Raw genomic sequence first — 14,527 nt, 5'->3', positions numbered from 1 at the left:
GAGGCCTCCATATAAAACCTGAGGCTCTACTTCTTCACCTGCTTAGCTAGATTAACAAGTTTCTCTATGTATGGCAGATCGCGGCTAACCTGCTGGCTACTAAGCCTCGCCTCGTGGAACCCCTCTACGTGGAGAACCCAAGCCACCCGCCACCACAGCCTCACCTCTTCGCCCACCACCCTAGACGCCGAGTCGACTGCTTGGAAAAGCAACTGGGCGGTCCAGCGGCCGTACTCACCCGCTCTCTCGGCCTCCCCGAGCCCCAGCGCAGTAGCCAGCGCCTTTACAGCCTCCACAGCCGCCTTGTACAGCTTTTCGCTTGCCTGCACAGGATCTTTTTCAACAAGCTCTCTCCCCTCGTTAAGGAACCTCTCTGCTAGCTCTAGATGTGCCGCCGTGCGGCTATTTGGGTCAAGAGACAGCGCTTTTGAGATAAGGTCTACTAAATCAAGGCCTTGTCTCCTCGCTTTTTCCAGAAGAAAAAGCGGAATCTCCACAACTTGACATATCTCACTATTTTAATAACTTAAGAGGGCTGTTGCGGCTGTTGTATAAATGGTGGGTGCGGCGCGAGAAACAAGACGTAGATGCCGACGGCGGTGAAGACGGCGAGGCCTATTGGGAGGGCCAGCTTTATCCACTCCTTGAAGCCTATCTTCAACACGCTTGCCAGTACGATGTTGGGCACGTTTCCCGGCACAGTGAAGCCCCCCGCCAACACGAGCGAAATCAGGAAGCTGCGGAGCGTCTCCACAGCCATGTCGGGGCTGACCAGCGCGGCCACCAGTGTGGCGTTGTCCGCCACGGCGGACAGAGTGCCGAATACGTACAGCACCTCTCTGCCGAGCCCCGCCACGGCCTCGGCCATGGGCTTAAAGAACTCCCCCAGTAGGGTGAGGGCGAATATGAAGATGAAAACCCTCGCGGCTCTGAGGAGCACCTCTCTCAGCTCAGGCTCGTAGGGCTCAATCTCGATCCCGCCCGCCCCCACCCTCTTGAGGGTTAGATATGCGTACAGCGCGAAAAACGCCACCACCACAGCCACTACGTCTAGGAGGACCTCCACTAGGTAGAAGAAGCCCTGCTTCAGCTTAGCCACGGCGATGGTGGACAGCGGCTCGCCAAGCGGTAGCAACGCGGCCCCCGCGCCAATTGCAAAGGCACCGTAGACGGCCGCCCTGGCCTTGTATATATGCGGCGCGTTGGCGAAGCCCAGCAACTCGGCCAACACCGCCGACGCCACGATGGCAGAGATGACGCTACTAGACATCCCGAGGAGCAGTATGAGTAGCGCGATAACCGCCGGCTTAGCTAAGGCCTCTGCCCAGGCGGCGAGCTTGTTGCGGAAGGCGTAGAAGACAAGCCCCGCGGCGAGGACGACTTGAGTAATGCCAATTGGCAGATACCCCAAGCCCGGCTGGTAGACGGCTACTGGGTGGAGAAGCGCCTCTTTCAAAAGCTCCCAGCTCCACAAACCCGCCAGAGACACGCCGGCGGCACCCACGGCAAGAAAAAACAGCTCAATGTTATGCTCCACCTTCTTCGAAACAAGAGGCGGCACCACAAGCACGATGAGGAACACTATCTGGAGGATGAGCTGTTCCAACGCCATAGAGGGGCTGACGCGCCCCTTTTTTAAAAATTCACTCCAAATGCGCCTACTAGTTTAACGGCTTGTCAAACAAGACACACACATTAAGTAGCCACACTAGCTAAACGGGAAATGTAAACCCTTAGTATACGGAGTCGCATAATGCAGAGGGATCGCCTGCCCACGTCGTCATCGTGGACGCGATCCCATGATTGCCAACTAAAGAACCCTCGCGGCAGATAGTGTCTTTAACACGCGGTGGAGAGGCTAGAACCGAGGCCGCGAACGCCGTGGACGAGAAGACCCTAGGGGAGTGTCCAGATCCGAGCTGGACGCTGAACGGGCCGGCCCATGCACCAAAGCCCGCCTTGCTTGCCCGGGCCAGCCCCACAGCCCCACCCAGACGGGCGGGGGATGAGGGCGTCCGTGAGCCGCCCCGCCGAGGGACGGGGAGGTGTCAGACGCCTTGCGTTAATCTATAACCTATACAGAACGTCCTTGTCCTGGTAGACACAAGCCCTCCTCCACGTACCTCGGTAGCAACTTTAGATACTTCGAGCCGGGGCCGTGCGCGGCGATGTGCCTAACTGCCTCGTCGCACGGCTGTACATACAACCCACAGCGGAATCGCTCGCCCGTGACGAATCCTCCAAGTACCTCCGCCTCCTTGCCCAGCCTGGTGCCGAGGGAGACGTGGCCCCGCCCTCTCCAGACACGTAGCGAGGTTTTTACAGCCCTCTCAACAACAGTGTCGAGCGACGGGCATACGAACTGGAGATACGGGGGGTGAAATGGAAGGAGAAGCGCCGTGCCTAAATAGGCGGCGAGGGCGGACCAGCCAGCCAGGGCACAGCCCTCCAAGACATATACTGCCTCAGCCGACAGCCTCACAGCTCCGAAGAGCAGACACCCCCCTTCTCTAAAGGCGAGTACCATGCACCCTCCGCCAAATCTTCCACAGCTCCCTATCCAGACCTGCCTGGAGAGCCCTCTTTTTGAGGTAAGTCAAGTCGAGGGGTAACCTGAGGAGTTTCTTCAAGTCTTCTACGTCTTTACGCTCGCCGCTTGCAAGCTTCAGGATAACTAGATCCTCCGGAGATGGGATAAAGACGCCTTCTGCCTCTCTACACCTAGATATAAACTCGCTGTCTAGGATAAGGGGCGCGTAGTTTATGTCTACGTGGACGCCCGCCGCGTCGACATATAATCCCCACTTCCTCCACTGCACAGCGAAGCCAGCCCCCCTCAACGCTTCAGTGAGCCTATCCCTCACCTCCACAGTAAACGGCTGGTCCACAGCCAAGTACCAGTCGGCCGTGTGCCGCACCACGCCGTAGAACTCCAGAGCCCGGGCCCCAATTAGAAATACCTTAAACCCCAAAGAGCGGCATATCTCCACAACCCTCCTGACGCTGGGCGGCAGCTTCAGCTCAGTCATCTAGGCTGGAACTTCGCCACGAGCAACCCCGCGCCCACTAGCAGATAAGCCACGAAGACCAGGATGAGCCCCACGGCGATCACGGCGAGAAAGGAGCCCCACCAGTACAGGGTATTGGCCACTGAGAACAGCCTCTCGCCGGTTGAGCCCTCAAGCGCCTTGAGCACCGGGCGGAGGCGGTAGGCCGAAGCCACTTGCAGAACCCACCCGGCTACCCACGCCGCAACGCCAACCGCCAGAGCGAAGCCAGCTACGGGGAGAGACCAAAGGCGGTAGAAGCGCTCAAGCGAGAAGCCCAGCGCCATGTGGGCGATCCCAAATGCGACGGCGGCTAAGATCGCATATACAAGCCACTTGGATAGATCCGCCCCGCCCGCCCGTAGCTCGGATAGCCCGATGTATAACAGCACCGTGCCTACGATCACCGCGGGCCACCCGGCGAAGAACCCCGCCGCCGCGACGAATGCCCCAAGCCCCCCTAACACCTTAGCGAGATCGGGATCCATAGCAAAGCACGTCTACGAAGTTTAAAAATATGCGCCGTGGAAAGCCGGCGTCACCACTGGGCTCTACCCAACAGCGTTAGAGATGAGCCGCGATCAACTATATATTAACCCGGCCTCTGCAGTTTGTGGATGCCAGGGAGTTTACCAGATGGATAGCCATGGCGGAGAGGACCTTGTCCTCTGCCGTGGGCGACGCCGAGCGGGGCGACTTCAACTGGGCTTGCTTCAAGGCGCACCAAGCCGCCGAGTTCGCACTCAAGGCCCTGCTGTACGGCGTAGGGATGCCCGCCAGGGGGCATTCCCTCACCCACCTAATCGCCGGGGTCAGCCGGCTGGTGCCGGTGGGTGAGGACATGGTGGAGCTGTGCAGACTCCTTGACAAGTTCTACATACCAACGAGGTACGTGGATGCCTGGAGCGAGGGGTCGCCATTTGAGTACTCTCCCGCAGAGACGCGTTGGGCAACCATCAAAGCCGCCGAGGAGGTCATCAAATTCGTGAAGGAAGTATGGAGATCTTTAAGTGGAGAGAGGAGTTGAGGAGGCGGGCATGGGAGGCGGCTGAGCGGGTTGCCGCGTCGGTTGAGGGCACAGTACTCCTCGTGGGCTCGTACGCCAGAGGAGACTACAGAGAGGACAGCGACATAGATGTCCTAGTAGTTGGACGCTTCTCCGAGCCTCCCCACCGGAGGCTAGCCGGGCTAAAGACGCCGCCCGGTGTAGAGGTAATAGCGCTAAACCTAAAGGAGGCGCGTAAAGTCGTCGAGAAGTGCTACCCCCTAGCCCTCGATATTGCGCTGGGAATAGTTATTAAAGACGACCTCGGGGTAGCCCAGCAACTCATATCCACAGCAAAACACTGCGCCGTCCAAAAGCGCCTCTAGATGCTGAACGGAGCAAATTTCAACCTCTACACGATCGGTATGTTCAAACCACAGCGGATCTCCTCTTTACTGCGGCGCGCCGTCTTGCGCTGAGTGTATCACCCGCGGCATACGCCATATGACACAGTGACCGTGTCGCCAAAAATCTGTATGAATGGCAAACGCTTTCCTAAAGCGTGGCCTAAGCGTAATCAGTCAAGGTAGCTCGCGGCGTAGTCTAGATACTCTAGATACGACTCGATCTCCCACCGCCTCCGGAGAGCTTCGTCTGCCGAGTAGATAACCACGCCGTCTCTAAGCACTGTGTAGATCAAGTCCAGCCCCGCCGCGTCCAGCGCAACTACGTCAACCTCAACCCCCAGAACCCTCGACAGCTCCGCCGCGAGCTCCGCCTCGTCGACGACGGTGATCTCTCTGCCGAAGTAGACGGCGACGTCCCAGTCGCTGTCCTCCAGCCCCAGCCCCCTTGCCCGGGAGCCGAAGAGGTAGGCGAACTTAACCCCAAACCTCCTAAACACCTCGGCTGCGGATCCCCACTCCACCACGGGATCGATCCCCCGATCCTTTATAAACGACGTGAGGGCGGTGAGGAATCGCGGGAGCTCCTCCAGCGCCCTCCTCCTCATTTCCCACAGCTCACGGGCCTCTACCTCCATATAGGCATTGGGCCAATGTGTTACGCATCTTCACAAGGGGGGCGAAGCCGGCGGCAACACGCCCCCCTCCTCAGCCTCTAAGACAAGGCGGGTGTACGACGGCGGCTTCCTCCAGCCCAGCTCAGAGAAGAGAACCGCCAGCGCGTCAAGCACGTCCTGAACAGCGACGTAGAGATTCCACCGCAACACATCCACGTCGTCGGCAGACTCAACACGCCTTATCCTCAACTCGGCGTCCTCCAAAATCCTCAAAATCTTCACACCCCAAAACCCCGCCAAGTTTTAAAAATCGACCTCTAGGCGCCCGGCGGCTCCCTCCTAGGCCTGCGGCGCCTCATCTCCAGTATCTGAAGATACGTCTCGCGGAAGAGGGGATCCTCAAGCCTCCTCCAGACATATCTATAGAAGCTGTTTATGAAGTCTATATAGGAGCGCCAGTAATCCGGGTCGTTTCTCGCGGCGAGCTCGGCGAAGTACGCCACGATCTTCAGATTGTGCTGTAGGTTCCGCCTCCGCTCTCTCTCAAGCTCCTCAGCAACACCCCCATACGCCTCTCCCACGCCTCAAGCGACTCCTCACTTAATAAACCCTTCGCCTTCCCAAATCTGTAGATATAAACCGCGTCCTCGATATCTCTGTTAGACCCCAGCCAGAGGGTTGAAGTCATTATGAAAAACATCCACAGAATTCACGCCGCGGGAACTCCAGAGGAGGTGCCCGCCAAGTGGCGCGCCGCTGAGATAGAAAGAAGAAAGACAGTTGTAAAATACCGCTGTAGAACACTACGCGTAGTTACAGCCAAGACGCCGAGGCCTCCTAATGATAACAATACACCACTACCCCGGAGAGGTGCTGGACATTCAGCTGGACTGAAAAGCCGGCGGGCTACTTACCGACACTCCCGCGACCTCGCGTAGCCAGCCACGACGTCAGCCAGCTGGAGCCCCGGCACCCGCCTAGAATCCCTCTCGATAACCCGGGCCCCGATCCTCGGCCTCCGGGGCAGAAGCTGGTTGTCGAGCACCACCAGCACGGCGCCCCTCGACAGCTCTGCCACAGCCTCCTCGACGTCGCCATGCGACGTGAAGTGCACCACCCTAAACCTCACCTCGGCCACCTCGGAGATAAGCCTCACAACAGCCTCCACGTCGGCCCTACGCCGGACGTCGCTGTACTTAACCTCGCCCCCCACCCTCGCCATCCGGCGGATACGCTCAAGGACGTGCCTCCCCAGCTCCATATACGGCACCCCGTACCTCGCCTCGAAAGCCACAGCCCCAACCGCCACGCAGTTACAGAAAGACTTCACCCCACTCTCGTCGACAAATACAATCACAAAGAATATATACACCCAACTTAAAACTAAGTGGTGGGGGGGCGGACATGTCCCCCCAGGCAGGGGAGGGAATCCGCCCCCGAGGCCTCACGCACCCACCCTCACCAACAGAGTAGACACGTAGACGAGGACAAGTAGGAGGAAGCCAAAAACCGACAAGCCGTATATCAGATAGCCTACGAAAGACCCCCAATCAGCCCCCTCATACACCAGCTTCTCCACAAGCCACTCCCCCAGCCGCGAAGACAACCTTGACAAGAAGCGCCTCATTAGATACGACGCACCAGCGAGGGAGGCCCCAATCACCCCCACGCCTCTAGTGTGTATAGTTTTATCGCCTCTCCGGCTCCTGTCTTTACGCCTATGTATGTGGGTGTTGTGGTGTAGCTACAGCCGTATCTCGCCAGTATGTTGCCGTTGGCGTCTCTTATCACGACGTCGCCGAGGCCGCCCAGCGGCCTCAGCTCCACGTATCTGGCGGCTGGAAAAGCGCCAAGTGCGTACAGCGCAGAGCCGCACACCGCGCTGAAGCCAGAGGCCCCCCTATACACGCCGAAGACCACGTTTAGAGCCGAGTCAAACACGGCGTATGTACCAACGCCAGTGAAGTTAGCCACGTAGGTAAGGGCGTTTGGGACAAGCGCCGCGTAGCCCACGCCCCCCGCCGTCGCCAGCAGGTAGCCGTACGACTGCCAGACGTACCCCCTTGAATACCAGCCGGACGGCGGAGGACACGCGCTGTAAGCCACAGTCAAGTCGTCCCAAAACACCCAGAAGTCGTCTACGGTGCCGTCTTGGTAGCCGCTGGCGTCTACCGCGGCTAGGGCTATTTTCACTAATGCTCCTGGCCCGTCTAGGGTGATTGTGGTGGTGTTGAAGTTGTACACTCTATACGCGGCGAAGAGAGTAGAGTTGGTCACGGCGCAGTTGCCAGCTGTGTCTACGGTGCAGACAATAAGCGGGTTGCCCACCGCGTCTCTAAAATACATAGAGACCACGACGCCGGCGCCCCCGGACGTATCTGGCGTGTAGTATACAACTTCTCTATCAACAACCCCATCACCGTTTAAATCAATACCTAGAGAGATGTAGTACACGTTATTCCTAACATCTTGAACATCTCTTTGATACAAGACCTTAACTGAAATAGAGGTGCCCGCAACTGGCAAGACGCTTCCAACCCAGCCAGCCACGTCGTAGATAAGCGCCGCCACGCCGTAGTCATCCACGGGACTTCCTGTGGAGTTTGAGGCATCAACCTCAAGCTGAAGAGATGGGGGAGAAGTAGGTGAATACTGTGTACTAATTGAGACTCCGGTGGAGCTCCAGCCATCGGCTATGACCGAGACATACGGGGCATTTGTAAAGTAGCTACTCTTGCATATAGTCATCTCGTCCCACCACACATCGGCTTCTGCCTTGCCGAAGGAAACCAAGGCAACTCCCACAATCCTACCGGTTGAGTAAATCGTGCCAAGCGAGAACTGCCTCCACTTATCGGCCTTGACGGTGAACCTACCGCCTATCAGAGTCTTGGTGTTGTATCCCAGGTATGTGGATACAGCCATGTAGCTACCCCCTCTGGCGTAGTAGATCAGCTCTATGTCTGGGACGCCGTCGTTATTTACATCGATAAAAAAGCTGACCTGGTAGCTGTGGGTGTTATCAGGTTTTTTGTCGGGGTTTACATATATCGAGAAGGAGCTGGTGGACGGCACGTAGCCAAGCCACCTAGCCACGTCTATGTAAAACACCGCGTAGCCACCATCATTAGTAATATCTAGCTTTAGAGAGTAAGATCCGTCGTAGTTCCTTTTAGTATCTAGATATACAGAGGCTTGGCTTACCACCGTCCGGTTGTATGGCAAGCTCTTCTCAAAACCCCACGTCGTGCAACCGCTCACCGAGCCGTAACTAGAGTAGTCGTCGACTATCTGAGAGACGCCGCAGGTAAATGACCAGCCGAGGAGCTTGGCCATTGGCAGGGCTGTGAAGTTCAGCAGGGGGTACGTGCACTTTGCCGCGCCGAAAACCGTGGCGTTGGCAGTCGCCGACCACGTGGAGGAGGTCTTCATGTACCAAGCCAGCGCCGCGGGGAGAGGCGCCGGGGAGCCGCTTTCCCGGCTAGGAGACAGCTGGAGGCGGCCGCCGAGGTAGATCCCGTAATCGCCTTGACCAGCTTCCCCAGTCTTGTTGAGAGAGGCCGACCAGCCGCCGGAGGGCGTAGACAACACAGCCACGTCGTAAAGCTCTGGCCAGCCCGGCATCACCTTCATAAAGAGCGTGGTGACGTTGAACCGAGAGACCGCGCTCAGAGCCCATACAAGCGGCGACAGACTCTTATTGAGATAGACGTAGACTGGGGGACAGACAGGCGGCGGAGGCGCCGCGGGGCGCCACCTCACTGTGAATAGGCTCTTTCTGTACTGGAGCTGGACGGCGCCGTACCCCGCGACGCTGTACGAGGTGCCATTGCCCCAGACGATGGTAAAGACGACCCAGTTGGGGGCGGCGAATGTGGTGGCCGTGCCCACCACGCCGCTGTACAACACCACGGTCTGCCCGCCGCCGGTGTATGCGGCGGTGATGGACACGGCGATGTTAGTCTCGTTGAACTCGCCATTCACGGTGCAAGTATAGGTCCCGGCGTACAGAGCCCTTGTCTCGCCCGGGAGCAACACCAGCGAGCGGGGGTCCCCGTCCGGCGTACCGACTTGCGTACAGCTGAGAAGCGCTGTGTTGTAGACGAGGGAGAAGCTGTAGTTCACCGGGACGTAGCCGGGGTTTGGATTAGAGAAGCGGAGATAGAGGTCGAAGGCCACCGTCTGCCCCGTGGCGTTGACGTAGGCCACTGTTCTATTCGACTCCGCCCACGCCCTGATGGAGTTCGCCTTAACAACCACAGGCACGCTGTATATAACTCCGTCGCCCCCCAGCGCCCTATATTCGTAGATCCCCTCGCCGGCGGGGCATGGCACCGATCTGTCGTATTTCCCGCCGCTCCAAACCGCGCCGTTTTTAAAAACTGCGTAGAACAGGGGAGCCGAGGGAGCGGCTATGTTGCAGACGCCGCCGCTGTATGTAAACGACGCCTGTCCCCACCTATCTGCCACGGAGCCGACCACCAGCCTCGTAGTCGACAGCGTGGCGCCGCCGTAGGAAAGCGTCACCGTGGCGTTGACAAGCCTCGCGGAGGTGGCGAGGTAGGTGTAGTCGGTCACATTACAGTTGGCCGCGCCTAGGTTAACCTCAAGCACCCCGCTGGGCGGCACGGTGAGGTATGACTGGCCAGGCGGGGGGGTACAAGACACGCCGGGGGGCGCGGAGAGGGAAACCGACAGGTTTGAGATGGGGATGTAGGCAGACCGGTTGCTAGCCAGCCTAATGACTATAGGTATTGTGAAGGTGCCCCCCGGCCCCAAGTACGCCGCGGTAGAGATTCCGGCGACCAGCGGCGGGCCGATGTACACCCTAGCCGTCCCCACGGCGCCGTCGCTTCTAACCACCCGGTAGGTGTAGATCCCAGAGACGGCCGGCGGGCACCTCGGCGAGGTGCCGTTCCCCAGCACGTGGCCCGTGGCGTTTTGAACCACGTAGTAAATCCAGCCGCCCCCCACGCCGCACCCACCCGGCCCGTAGGTGAAGGACGCCTCGAAGTCTCTCACGGCGCTGTTCTGCACCCGCTCAACCCCCTTCTGCGCCGCCGTCTGCAACATGTTGTAGAAGAAGAACACCGAGGCGAACAGTATTATCAAGGCTAGGACGAAGACGACAAACCCCGCCACGGTGGAGAGGCCCCTCATGGCCCAGGCCACGACACCTCGGCCACCTCGCCCCGCGGCCCCGTCAGGCGGTATACAACGCCGACGCGGTAAGGAGCAGAGCTGTCGCAGAGAGACACCGACTGAGGCGCAACCCGGCAACTCGACACAGACCACGGCCCCGCCACGGCGCTCCCAGAGTATATGTACGCTTTGTCAAATATACAGGCCACGTTGCCCCTGTTGTATATGTAAAATCTAGCGACGCCGCTCACATTCCCCACGTCAAAAACCCGGGCAACACACACGTCGCCAGCCCCCTCAACAACCAAGCGGCTCTGTTGCTGGGTATACACATTAAAAAATATCGAAAAGAGTAGAGTCGACGCCGCCACGGTGATCGCGAGAAGGAGGACATTCACCACGACTTCCGAAACCCCACGCATGTAGACAAGTGGACATCTGTAGAAATTTTTTATGGTGTACCCCGCAGAACGCAAGGTTTTTGTCTAATGCATATATAACCAGTATACAACGGAAGGCGCACCACAGAATATTTTAAACTGGAGGTACAGGGCTCACATGAAAACCAAAACCAAAGGTCTCGAACCAATAGTCGCCGCGGTGTTGCTAATAGTGGTGGCGGTAATAGGAGCGGTGCTGGTATACCTCTGGTTCGCCGGATACGTCACAAAAGCCACATCCCAAGCAGAGCAGATGGCCGCCGCCGAGAAACTTAAGATAGAGGCAACAAGTCTAAAAGCGACGAATGCGGAGGTTACACTATATATAAGGAATCTAACAAATTTACCTGTAAAATGGTCAACTTTATATATATTACAAGCAGGAACAAATACAATAATATGCGGACCTAAAGATCTCTCGACAGCGAATAATTACAATAAAACTGGTGATATATTGATGGTTAAGGCTATATTGGGTTGCTCACTTAATGCGGGCTATGATTACACTGTGAAGCTAGTAACAGCACGGGGTACAGAAATAGCAACGACAGTTACAGCTTCATAAGATATCTTTTTTATTATCTGTTTTACCTTGAGTTTATTCATGATTTTCATAGTCGCTACACATCCTCAGGAGGGGCTCCAACATGCCTATATTAGTACCATTATGTATATTATTCTGAGAGGATTAGTGCCAGCTACTTGGAAAACTACATATACTGCCGCGAGGTCGCGACGTCTGATGTTTTTACATAGTTATGCTAATCACTGCCAGAGGGCTATATTCTCGGCGGTATTTTCAGCACAGTAATTTATTAATGAATGATCGCTTTAGTTTCCGTGCTGGAGTTTCTCTATGTGCGGGCTTTTTGGCTAGGTGTGGGGCTGGGGGCTGTGCTGATCGCGGTGGGCTACGGGGCGTGGAGGCGGTCTGTGTTTGTGTATAGGCTGGAAGGGCAGATTCCCCAGGTTTTGAGAGTTTTTTCAGACGCGGCGGCGGCGGGGCTGGACATGAGAAGCGCCTTGGAGGTGGCGGCGCAGCTGGGGGTTAGGCCCATGGCCGATGTCTTGAGGAGGGTGCTGTCGCTGGCGGAGGTTGGGGGGCTGACAGTGGAGGAGGCCCTCTGGAGGATGGCGGGGGAGCTCCCCTCGGCTAACTTCCGCCGGTTTGCGCTTATCATCACGGAGGGGGTGAGGTCGGGGGCTAGGCTCCCGGAGGTGCTGGATGTGGCGGCGCGGAGCTTCGCCACGGTGGTGGAGTTCCGCTCCTCTCTTCTCTCCCAGCTGAGGCCCTACGTGGCGCTGTTCTACGCGGTGTTGCTGGTGTTCGCCGCGCTGGCCGACGTCCTTGTATACTTCCTCCTGCCCGAGCTGGCGAAGTTCTCCGCCGCCTCGGCGGGCCCGATACAGGGCATACAGCCGGCTGTGGTTAGCCGAGATTTGGCTATCCGCGTGCTTTATATATCTGGCATTGCCAACAGCGTCGTGGGTGGGGCTGTGGTGGGCAGGTTGGTCAGCGGGAGCGCTAGGGCGGGGATGGTCCACGGGGGGGCTGGGGTGATTATGGTAGGGGTGGGGCTATGGGCGCCGATGTGGCTGGGGTTCTAAACATCTTGGATCAGTACGAGGTGTCGGAGTATGTACAGGCAGTGGTTTACGTAGATGGGGAGGGGTTTAGGAGGTACCGCCCGGTGGAGCCGCCTCTGAGCGAGGAGGAGGCCCGCCAGCTGGCGGCGTTGAAGCGGGCTGTGCAGAACGTGGGCGAGGTGAGGGACGGCGTGTTGAAGCTTGCGCGGGAGAGGAGGGCCGAGTATCTGGAGGAGCTGGCGAGGCGGGCGGCGTCGGAGTTTAAGATAAGGATAGACGAGAGGAGGTGGGGGAAGCTGATGTACTTCCTGCGCCGGGATCTGCTCGGCTACGGGAGGCTTGACCCCCTGGTTAGGGATCCCTTTATCGAGGATATACACGTCGACGGCCCGGGGCACGTCTACATCTGGCACAGCCGCTGGGAGTCGCTGAAGACGGACATAGTCCTCACGGCGGAGGAGCTGGACGGCTACGTACAAAGGTTCTCCGCCTTGGTGGGGAGGCCTGTGTCCTACGCCGACCCCGTGCTTGAGGGCATGTTGCCGGAGGGGTTCCGCGTGGAACTGGCAATTCCGCCAGTTTCGCCTAGGGGGCCGAGCTTCGTGGTGAGGAAGTACTTCGTGGTGCCCATCACCCTGGTGGATATGGTGAAGATGGGCACCATCTCCAGCGACGCCGTGGCCTACCTCTGGCTTATGCTTGACTACGGGAGGAATATCGTCATCGTTGGGCCCACGGGGGCGGGGAAGACCACCCTCCTCAACGCCCTGCTGTACCTGGTGAGGCCGGACGCCAAGATCTTAACCATAGAGGACACCAGGGAGATCAACATAATTCACGACCACTGGCAGGCCCTCTTGACTAGGCCGGGGAGGCACGAGGGGGTGAGGGACGTCTCCGCGTTTGACCTCCTGGCCATAGCCATGAGGTCCCGACCCGACTACGTGGTGGTTGGCGAGGTGAGGGGGGAGGAGGCCTACGTACTGTTCCAGGCCTTCGGCTCGGGCCACTCCGGCGCCACGACTATACACGCAGAGACTATAGAAGACGCGGTGAGGAGGCTCCTCACCAGGCCTATGCACGTACCCCCCATGTTGGTGGGCCTCGCACACGTCTTCGTGAGGATTTTGAGGGTGAAGGTGGGGGGCCAGATCACCAGGCGGGTGGTGGAGATCGCGGAGAACATGGGTGTGACGCGCGGAGGGCGCCCCAGGCTACACTACGTATACAGGTGGAACCCCGAGGCCGACAGGCTGGAACAGGTGGAGGAGAGCCGCCACCTCGAGACTATTTCAAGAACTAGGTTTGTCTCTCTGGATTATTTGAAAAGAGAGTTGGAGAGGAGGAAGGCGTTGATAGCCGAAATGGTGAAACACGGCTTCTCCACGCCGTACGTCGTCGCCAAAATATTCACAAAATACCACATAGACCCCGACCGCACGCTTGAGGAGGTTAGGCGGGGCGCCGTATGATCTACGAGCTGTACCGCCAAAGCGGCTTGGCCTTCTCCTACCGCCGCTACCTCTTTGTACTAGTGGTGGCGCCGATCGCCGCGGGAGCCGCGGCGGGGATCGTGGCGCTGTTTCTGTTCGGCCCCGTCGCCGCCGTGGCCATCGGCGCAGTGGCGGCTTTGCTGACGTTTGCCGGGGTTTTGCTCTACCCCGTGTACTTAATCACGGCGAGGCGTAGCCATTTTGAAAACAATTTTGTCTATACGCTGGGCGTGATGCTCCCCCTCCTCGCGGCTGGCCTGCCGCTTGGGCGCGTGGTGACGAGGCTGGCCGAGGTGGAGGAGGACCGGTTCATCGCAAGGGAGCTGGCGCTGGCGGCTAGGGAGATGGTGGTGATGGGCTCCAGCCCCGAGGAGGCTCTGGCCCACAGCGCGGAGAGGGTGCCGAGCCCCTCGTACAGGGAGACAGTGGAGCTGATTACTAAGTCGTCCCGGATTACGCAACGCGTGGATCTTGTGCTGATGGCTAGGCTCGACTGGATGCTTAGGGCTAAGCAGGTGAAGGCGCAGTCGCTGGTGAGGTCCCTCTCCCTCATGTTTGAAATCTTTGTGGTTGTGGTCATGTTGCTCCCCCTCCTTGTCTATATAGTGGCGCTTGCCTTCAGCCCCCTGGGCGCCCTGCAGGCCGGCCCAATGAACGTTGACCCCCTGACGTTGATGTTGTTCATGGCGCTTATCTACATCCCCATAGTCGGCTTTATTTTCTACGTTATTTTTGACTCAATGGCAAATATTTAAAAATAGGTTTTGAATCTTTTTCCGTTACTACACAGTAAAACATATATCAAGGTCCTT

At 58.1% G+C, this 14,527-nt stretch carries 19 protein-coding genes; 6 read left to right on the top strand and 13 right to left on the bottom strand.

Annotation, left to right across the window (positions count from 1 at the left end; translation table 11 throughout):
- Positions 1 to 26: 26 nt before the first annotated feature.
- The 5 genes from P186_RS08290 to P186_RS08270 all read right to left on the bottom strand — a co-directional run bounded on the left by P186_RS08290 (position 27) and on the right by P186_RS08270 (position 3,535).
- Positions 27 to 497, bottom strand: coding sequence for a PaREP1 family protein (locus P186_RS08290; protein ID WP_014289006.1), 471 nt, complete (start codon positions 495 to 497; stop codon positions 27 to 29).
- A 29-nt stretch (positions 498 to 526) separates the two neighbouring features.
- The gene (locus tag P186_RS08285) at positions 527 to 1,612 is read right to left on the bottom strand and encodes a DUF1646 family protein (RefSeq protein WP_014289005.1); all 1,086 of its coding nucleotides are present in this window, start codon (positions 1,610 to 1,612) and stop codon (positions 527 to 529) included.
- Positions 1,613 to 2,074: 462 nt separating this feature from the next.
- Positions 2,075 to 2,527 carry a hypothetical protein gene (locus P186_RS08280; protein WP_014289004.1) on the bottom strand — a complete coding sequence of 151 codons (453 nt, stop codon included), beginning with the start codon at positions 2,525 to 2,527 and terminating at the stop codon, positions 2,075 to 2,077.
- A complete protein-coding gene (locus P186_RS08275) occupies positions 2,511 to 3,029 on the bottom strand; it encodes a DUF6036 family nucleotidyltransferase (protein ID WP_014289003.1) in 519 nt (172 codons plus the stop codon). The genes P186_RS08280 and P186_RS08275 overlap by 17 nt, the downstream gene beginning before the upstream one ends.
- Positions 3,026 to 3,535, bottom strand: a complete 510-nt coding sequence (locus P186_RS08270) for a DUF996 domain-containing protein (RefSeq protein WP_014289002.1) — start codon at positions 3,533 to 3,535, stop codon at positions 3,026 to 3,028. Before P186_RS08270 ends, P186_RS08275 begins: the two co-directional genes overlap by 4 nt.
- A 125-nt stretch (positions 3,536 to 3,660) precedes the next feature.
- Here P186_RS08270 and P186_RS08265 point away from each other — a divergent pair, with 125 nt between their 5' ends.
- Together P186_RS08265 and P186_RS08260 are read left to right on the top strand one after the other, a co-directional pair.
- The gene (locus tag P186_RS08265; RefSeq protein ID WP_014289001.1) at positions 3,661 to 4,074 is read left to right on the top strand and encodes a HEPN domain-containing protein; all 414 of its coding nucleotides are present in this window, start codon (positions 3,661 to 3,663) and stop codon (positions 4,072 to 4,074) included.
- Complete coding sequence (locus tag P186_RS08260; protein ID WP_014289000.1) at positions 4,044 to 4,418, top strand: nucleotidyltransferase domain-containing protein; 375 nt, start codon at positions 4,044 to 4,046, stop codon at positions 4,416 to 4,418. Before P186_RS08265 ends, P186_RS08260 begins: the two co-directional genes overlap by 31 nt.
- 191 nt (positions 4,419 to 4,609) lie before the next feature.
- On the opposite strand, the gene mntA is transcribed toward P186_RS08260, so the two are convergent.
- From mntA to P186_RS08220, 8 genes are all read right to left on the bottom strand, one after another.
- Positions 4,610 to 5,074, bottom strand: coding sequence for a type VII toxin-antitoxin system MntA family adenylyltransferase antitoxin (gene mntA, locus P186_RS14340; RefSeq protein ID WP_014288999.1), 465 nt, complete (start codon positions 5,072 to 5,074; stop codon positions 4,610 to 4,612).
- 30 nt (positions 5,075 to 5,104) lie between these two features.
- The gene (locus tag P186_RS14335) at positions 5,105 to 5,335 is read right to left on the bottom strand and encodes a hypothetical protein (protein WP_237179377.1); all 231 of its coding nucleotides are present in this window, start codon (positions 5,333 to 5,335) and stop codon (positions 5,105 to 5,107) included.
- Positions 5,336 to 5,370: 35 nt separating this feature from the next.
- Positions 5,371 to 5,634, bottom strand: a complete 264-nt coding sequence (locus P186_RS08250) for a hypothetical protein (RefSeq protein ID WP_148682880.1) — start codon at positions 5,632 to 5,634, stop codon at positions 5,371 to 5,373.
- Positions 5,562 to 5,741, bottom strand: coding sequence for a hypothetical protein (locus P186_RS08245; RefSeq protein ID WP_014288996.1), 180 nt, complete (start codon positions 5,739 to 5,741; stop codon positions 5,562 to 5,564). The genes P186_RS08250 and P186_RS08245 overlap by 73 nt, the downstream gene beginning before the upstream one ends.
- 222 nt (positions 5,742 to 5,963) lie before the next feature.
- A complete protein-coding gene (locus tag P186_RS08235; protein WP_148682879.1) occupies positions 5,964 to 6,410 on the bottom strand; it encodes a DUF3800 domain-containing protein in 447 nt (148 codons plus the stop codon).
- 87 nt (positions 6,411 to 6,497) lie between these two features.
- Complete coding sequence (locus tag P186_RS08230) at positions 6,498 to 6,716, bottom strand: hypothetical protein (RefSeq protein WP_148682878.1); 219 nt, start codon at positions 6,714 to 6,716, stop codon at positions 6,498 to 6,500.
- Positions 6,713 to 10,225, bottom strand: coding sequence for a hypothetical protein (locus P186_RS08225; protein WP_148682877.1), 3,513 nt, complete (start codon positions 10,223 to 10,225; stop codon positions 6,713 to 6,715). The genes P186_RS08230 and P186_RS08225 overlap by 4 nt, the downstream gene beginning before the upstream one ends.
- Positions 10,210 to 10,617, bottom strand: a complete 408-nt coding sequence (locus tag P186_RS08220; protein WP_148682876.1) for an archaellin/type IV pilin N-terminal domain-containing protein — start codon at positions 10,615 to 10,617, stop codon at positions 10,210 to 10,212. The genes P186_RS08225 and P186_RS08220 overlap by 16 nt, the downstream gene beginning before the upstream one ends.
- Positions 10,618 to 10,753: 136 nt before the next feature.
- Between P186_RS08220 and P186_RS08215 the strand changes: the two genes are divergently transcribed.
- The 4 genes from P186_RS08215 to P186_RS08200 all read left to right on the top strand — a co-directional run bounded on the left by P186_RS08215 (position 10,754) and on the right by P186_RS08200 (position 14,470).
- Complete coding sequence (locus P186_RS08215) at positions 10,754 to 11,200, top strand: archaellin/type IV pilin N-terminal domain-containing protein (protein WP_014288990.1); 447 nt, start codon at positions 10,754 to 10,756, stop codon at positions 11,198 to 11,200.
- Between the two features lie 275 nt (positions 11,201 to 11,475).
- Positions 11,476 to 12,243, top strand: coding sequence for a type II secretion system F family protein (locus P186_RS08210; RefSeq protein ID WP_237179376.1), 768 nt, complete (start codon positions 11,476 to 11,478; stop codon positions 12,241 to 12,243).
- Positions 12,216 to 13,694 (top strand): type II/IV secretion system ATPase subunit, encoded by a 1,479-nt coding sequence (locus P186_RS08205; protein ID WP_014288988.1) that lies wholly within the window; start codon positions 12,216 to 12,218, stop codon positions 13,692 to 13,694. Before P186_RS08210 ends, P186_RS08205 begins: the two co-directional genes overlap by 28 nt.
- On the top strand, positions 13,691 to 14,470 hold the full coding sequence (locus P186_RS08200; protein WP_014288987.1) for a type II secretion system F family protein: 780 nt from the start codon (positions 13,691 to 13,693) through the stop codon (positions 14,468 to 14,470). Before P186_RS08205 ends, P186_RS08200 begins: the two co-directional genes overlap by 4 nt.
- Positions 14,471 to 14,527: the final 57 nt, after the last annotated feature.

The organism is Pyrobaculum ferrireducens (genome assembly GCF_000234805.1).
GTDB lineage: Archaea > Thermoproteota > Thermoprotei > Thermoproteales > Thermoproteaceae > Pyrobaculum > Pyrobaculum ferrireducens.
Note: the sequence above shows the minus strand (reverse complement) of the source record. Positions and strands in the feature narration are given on the sequence as shown.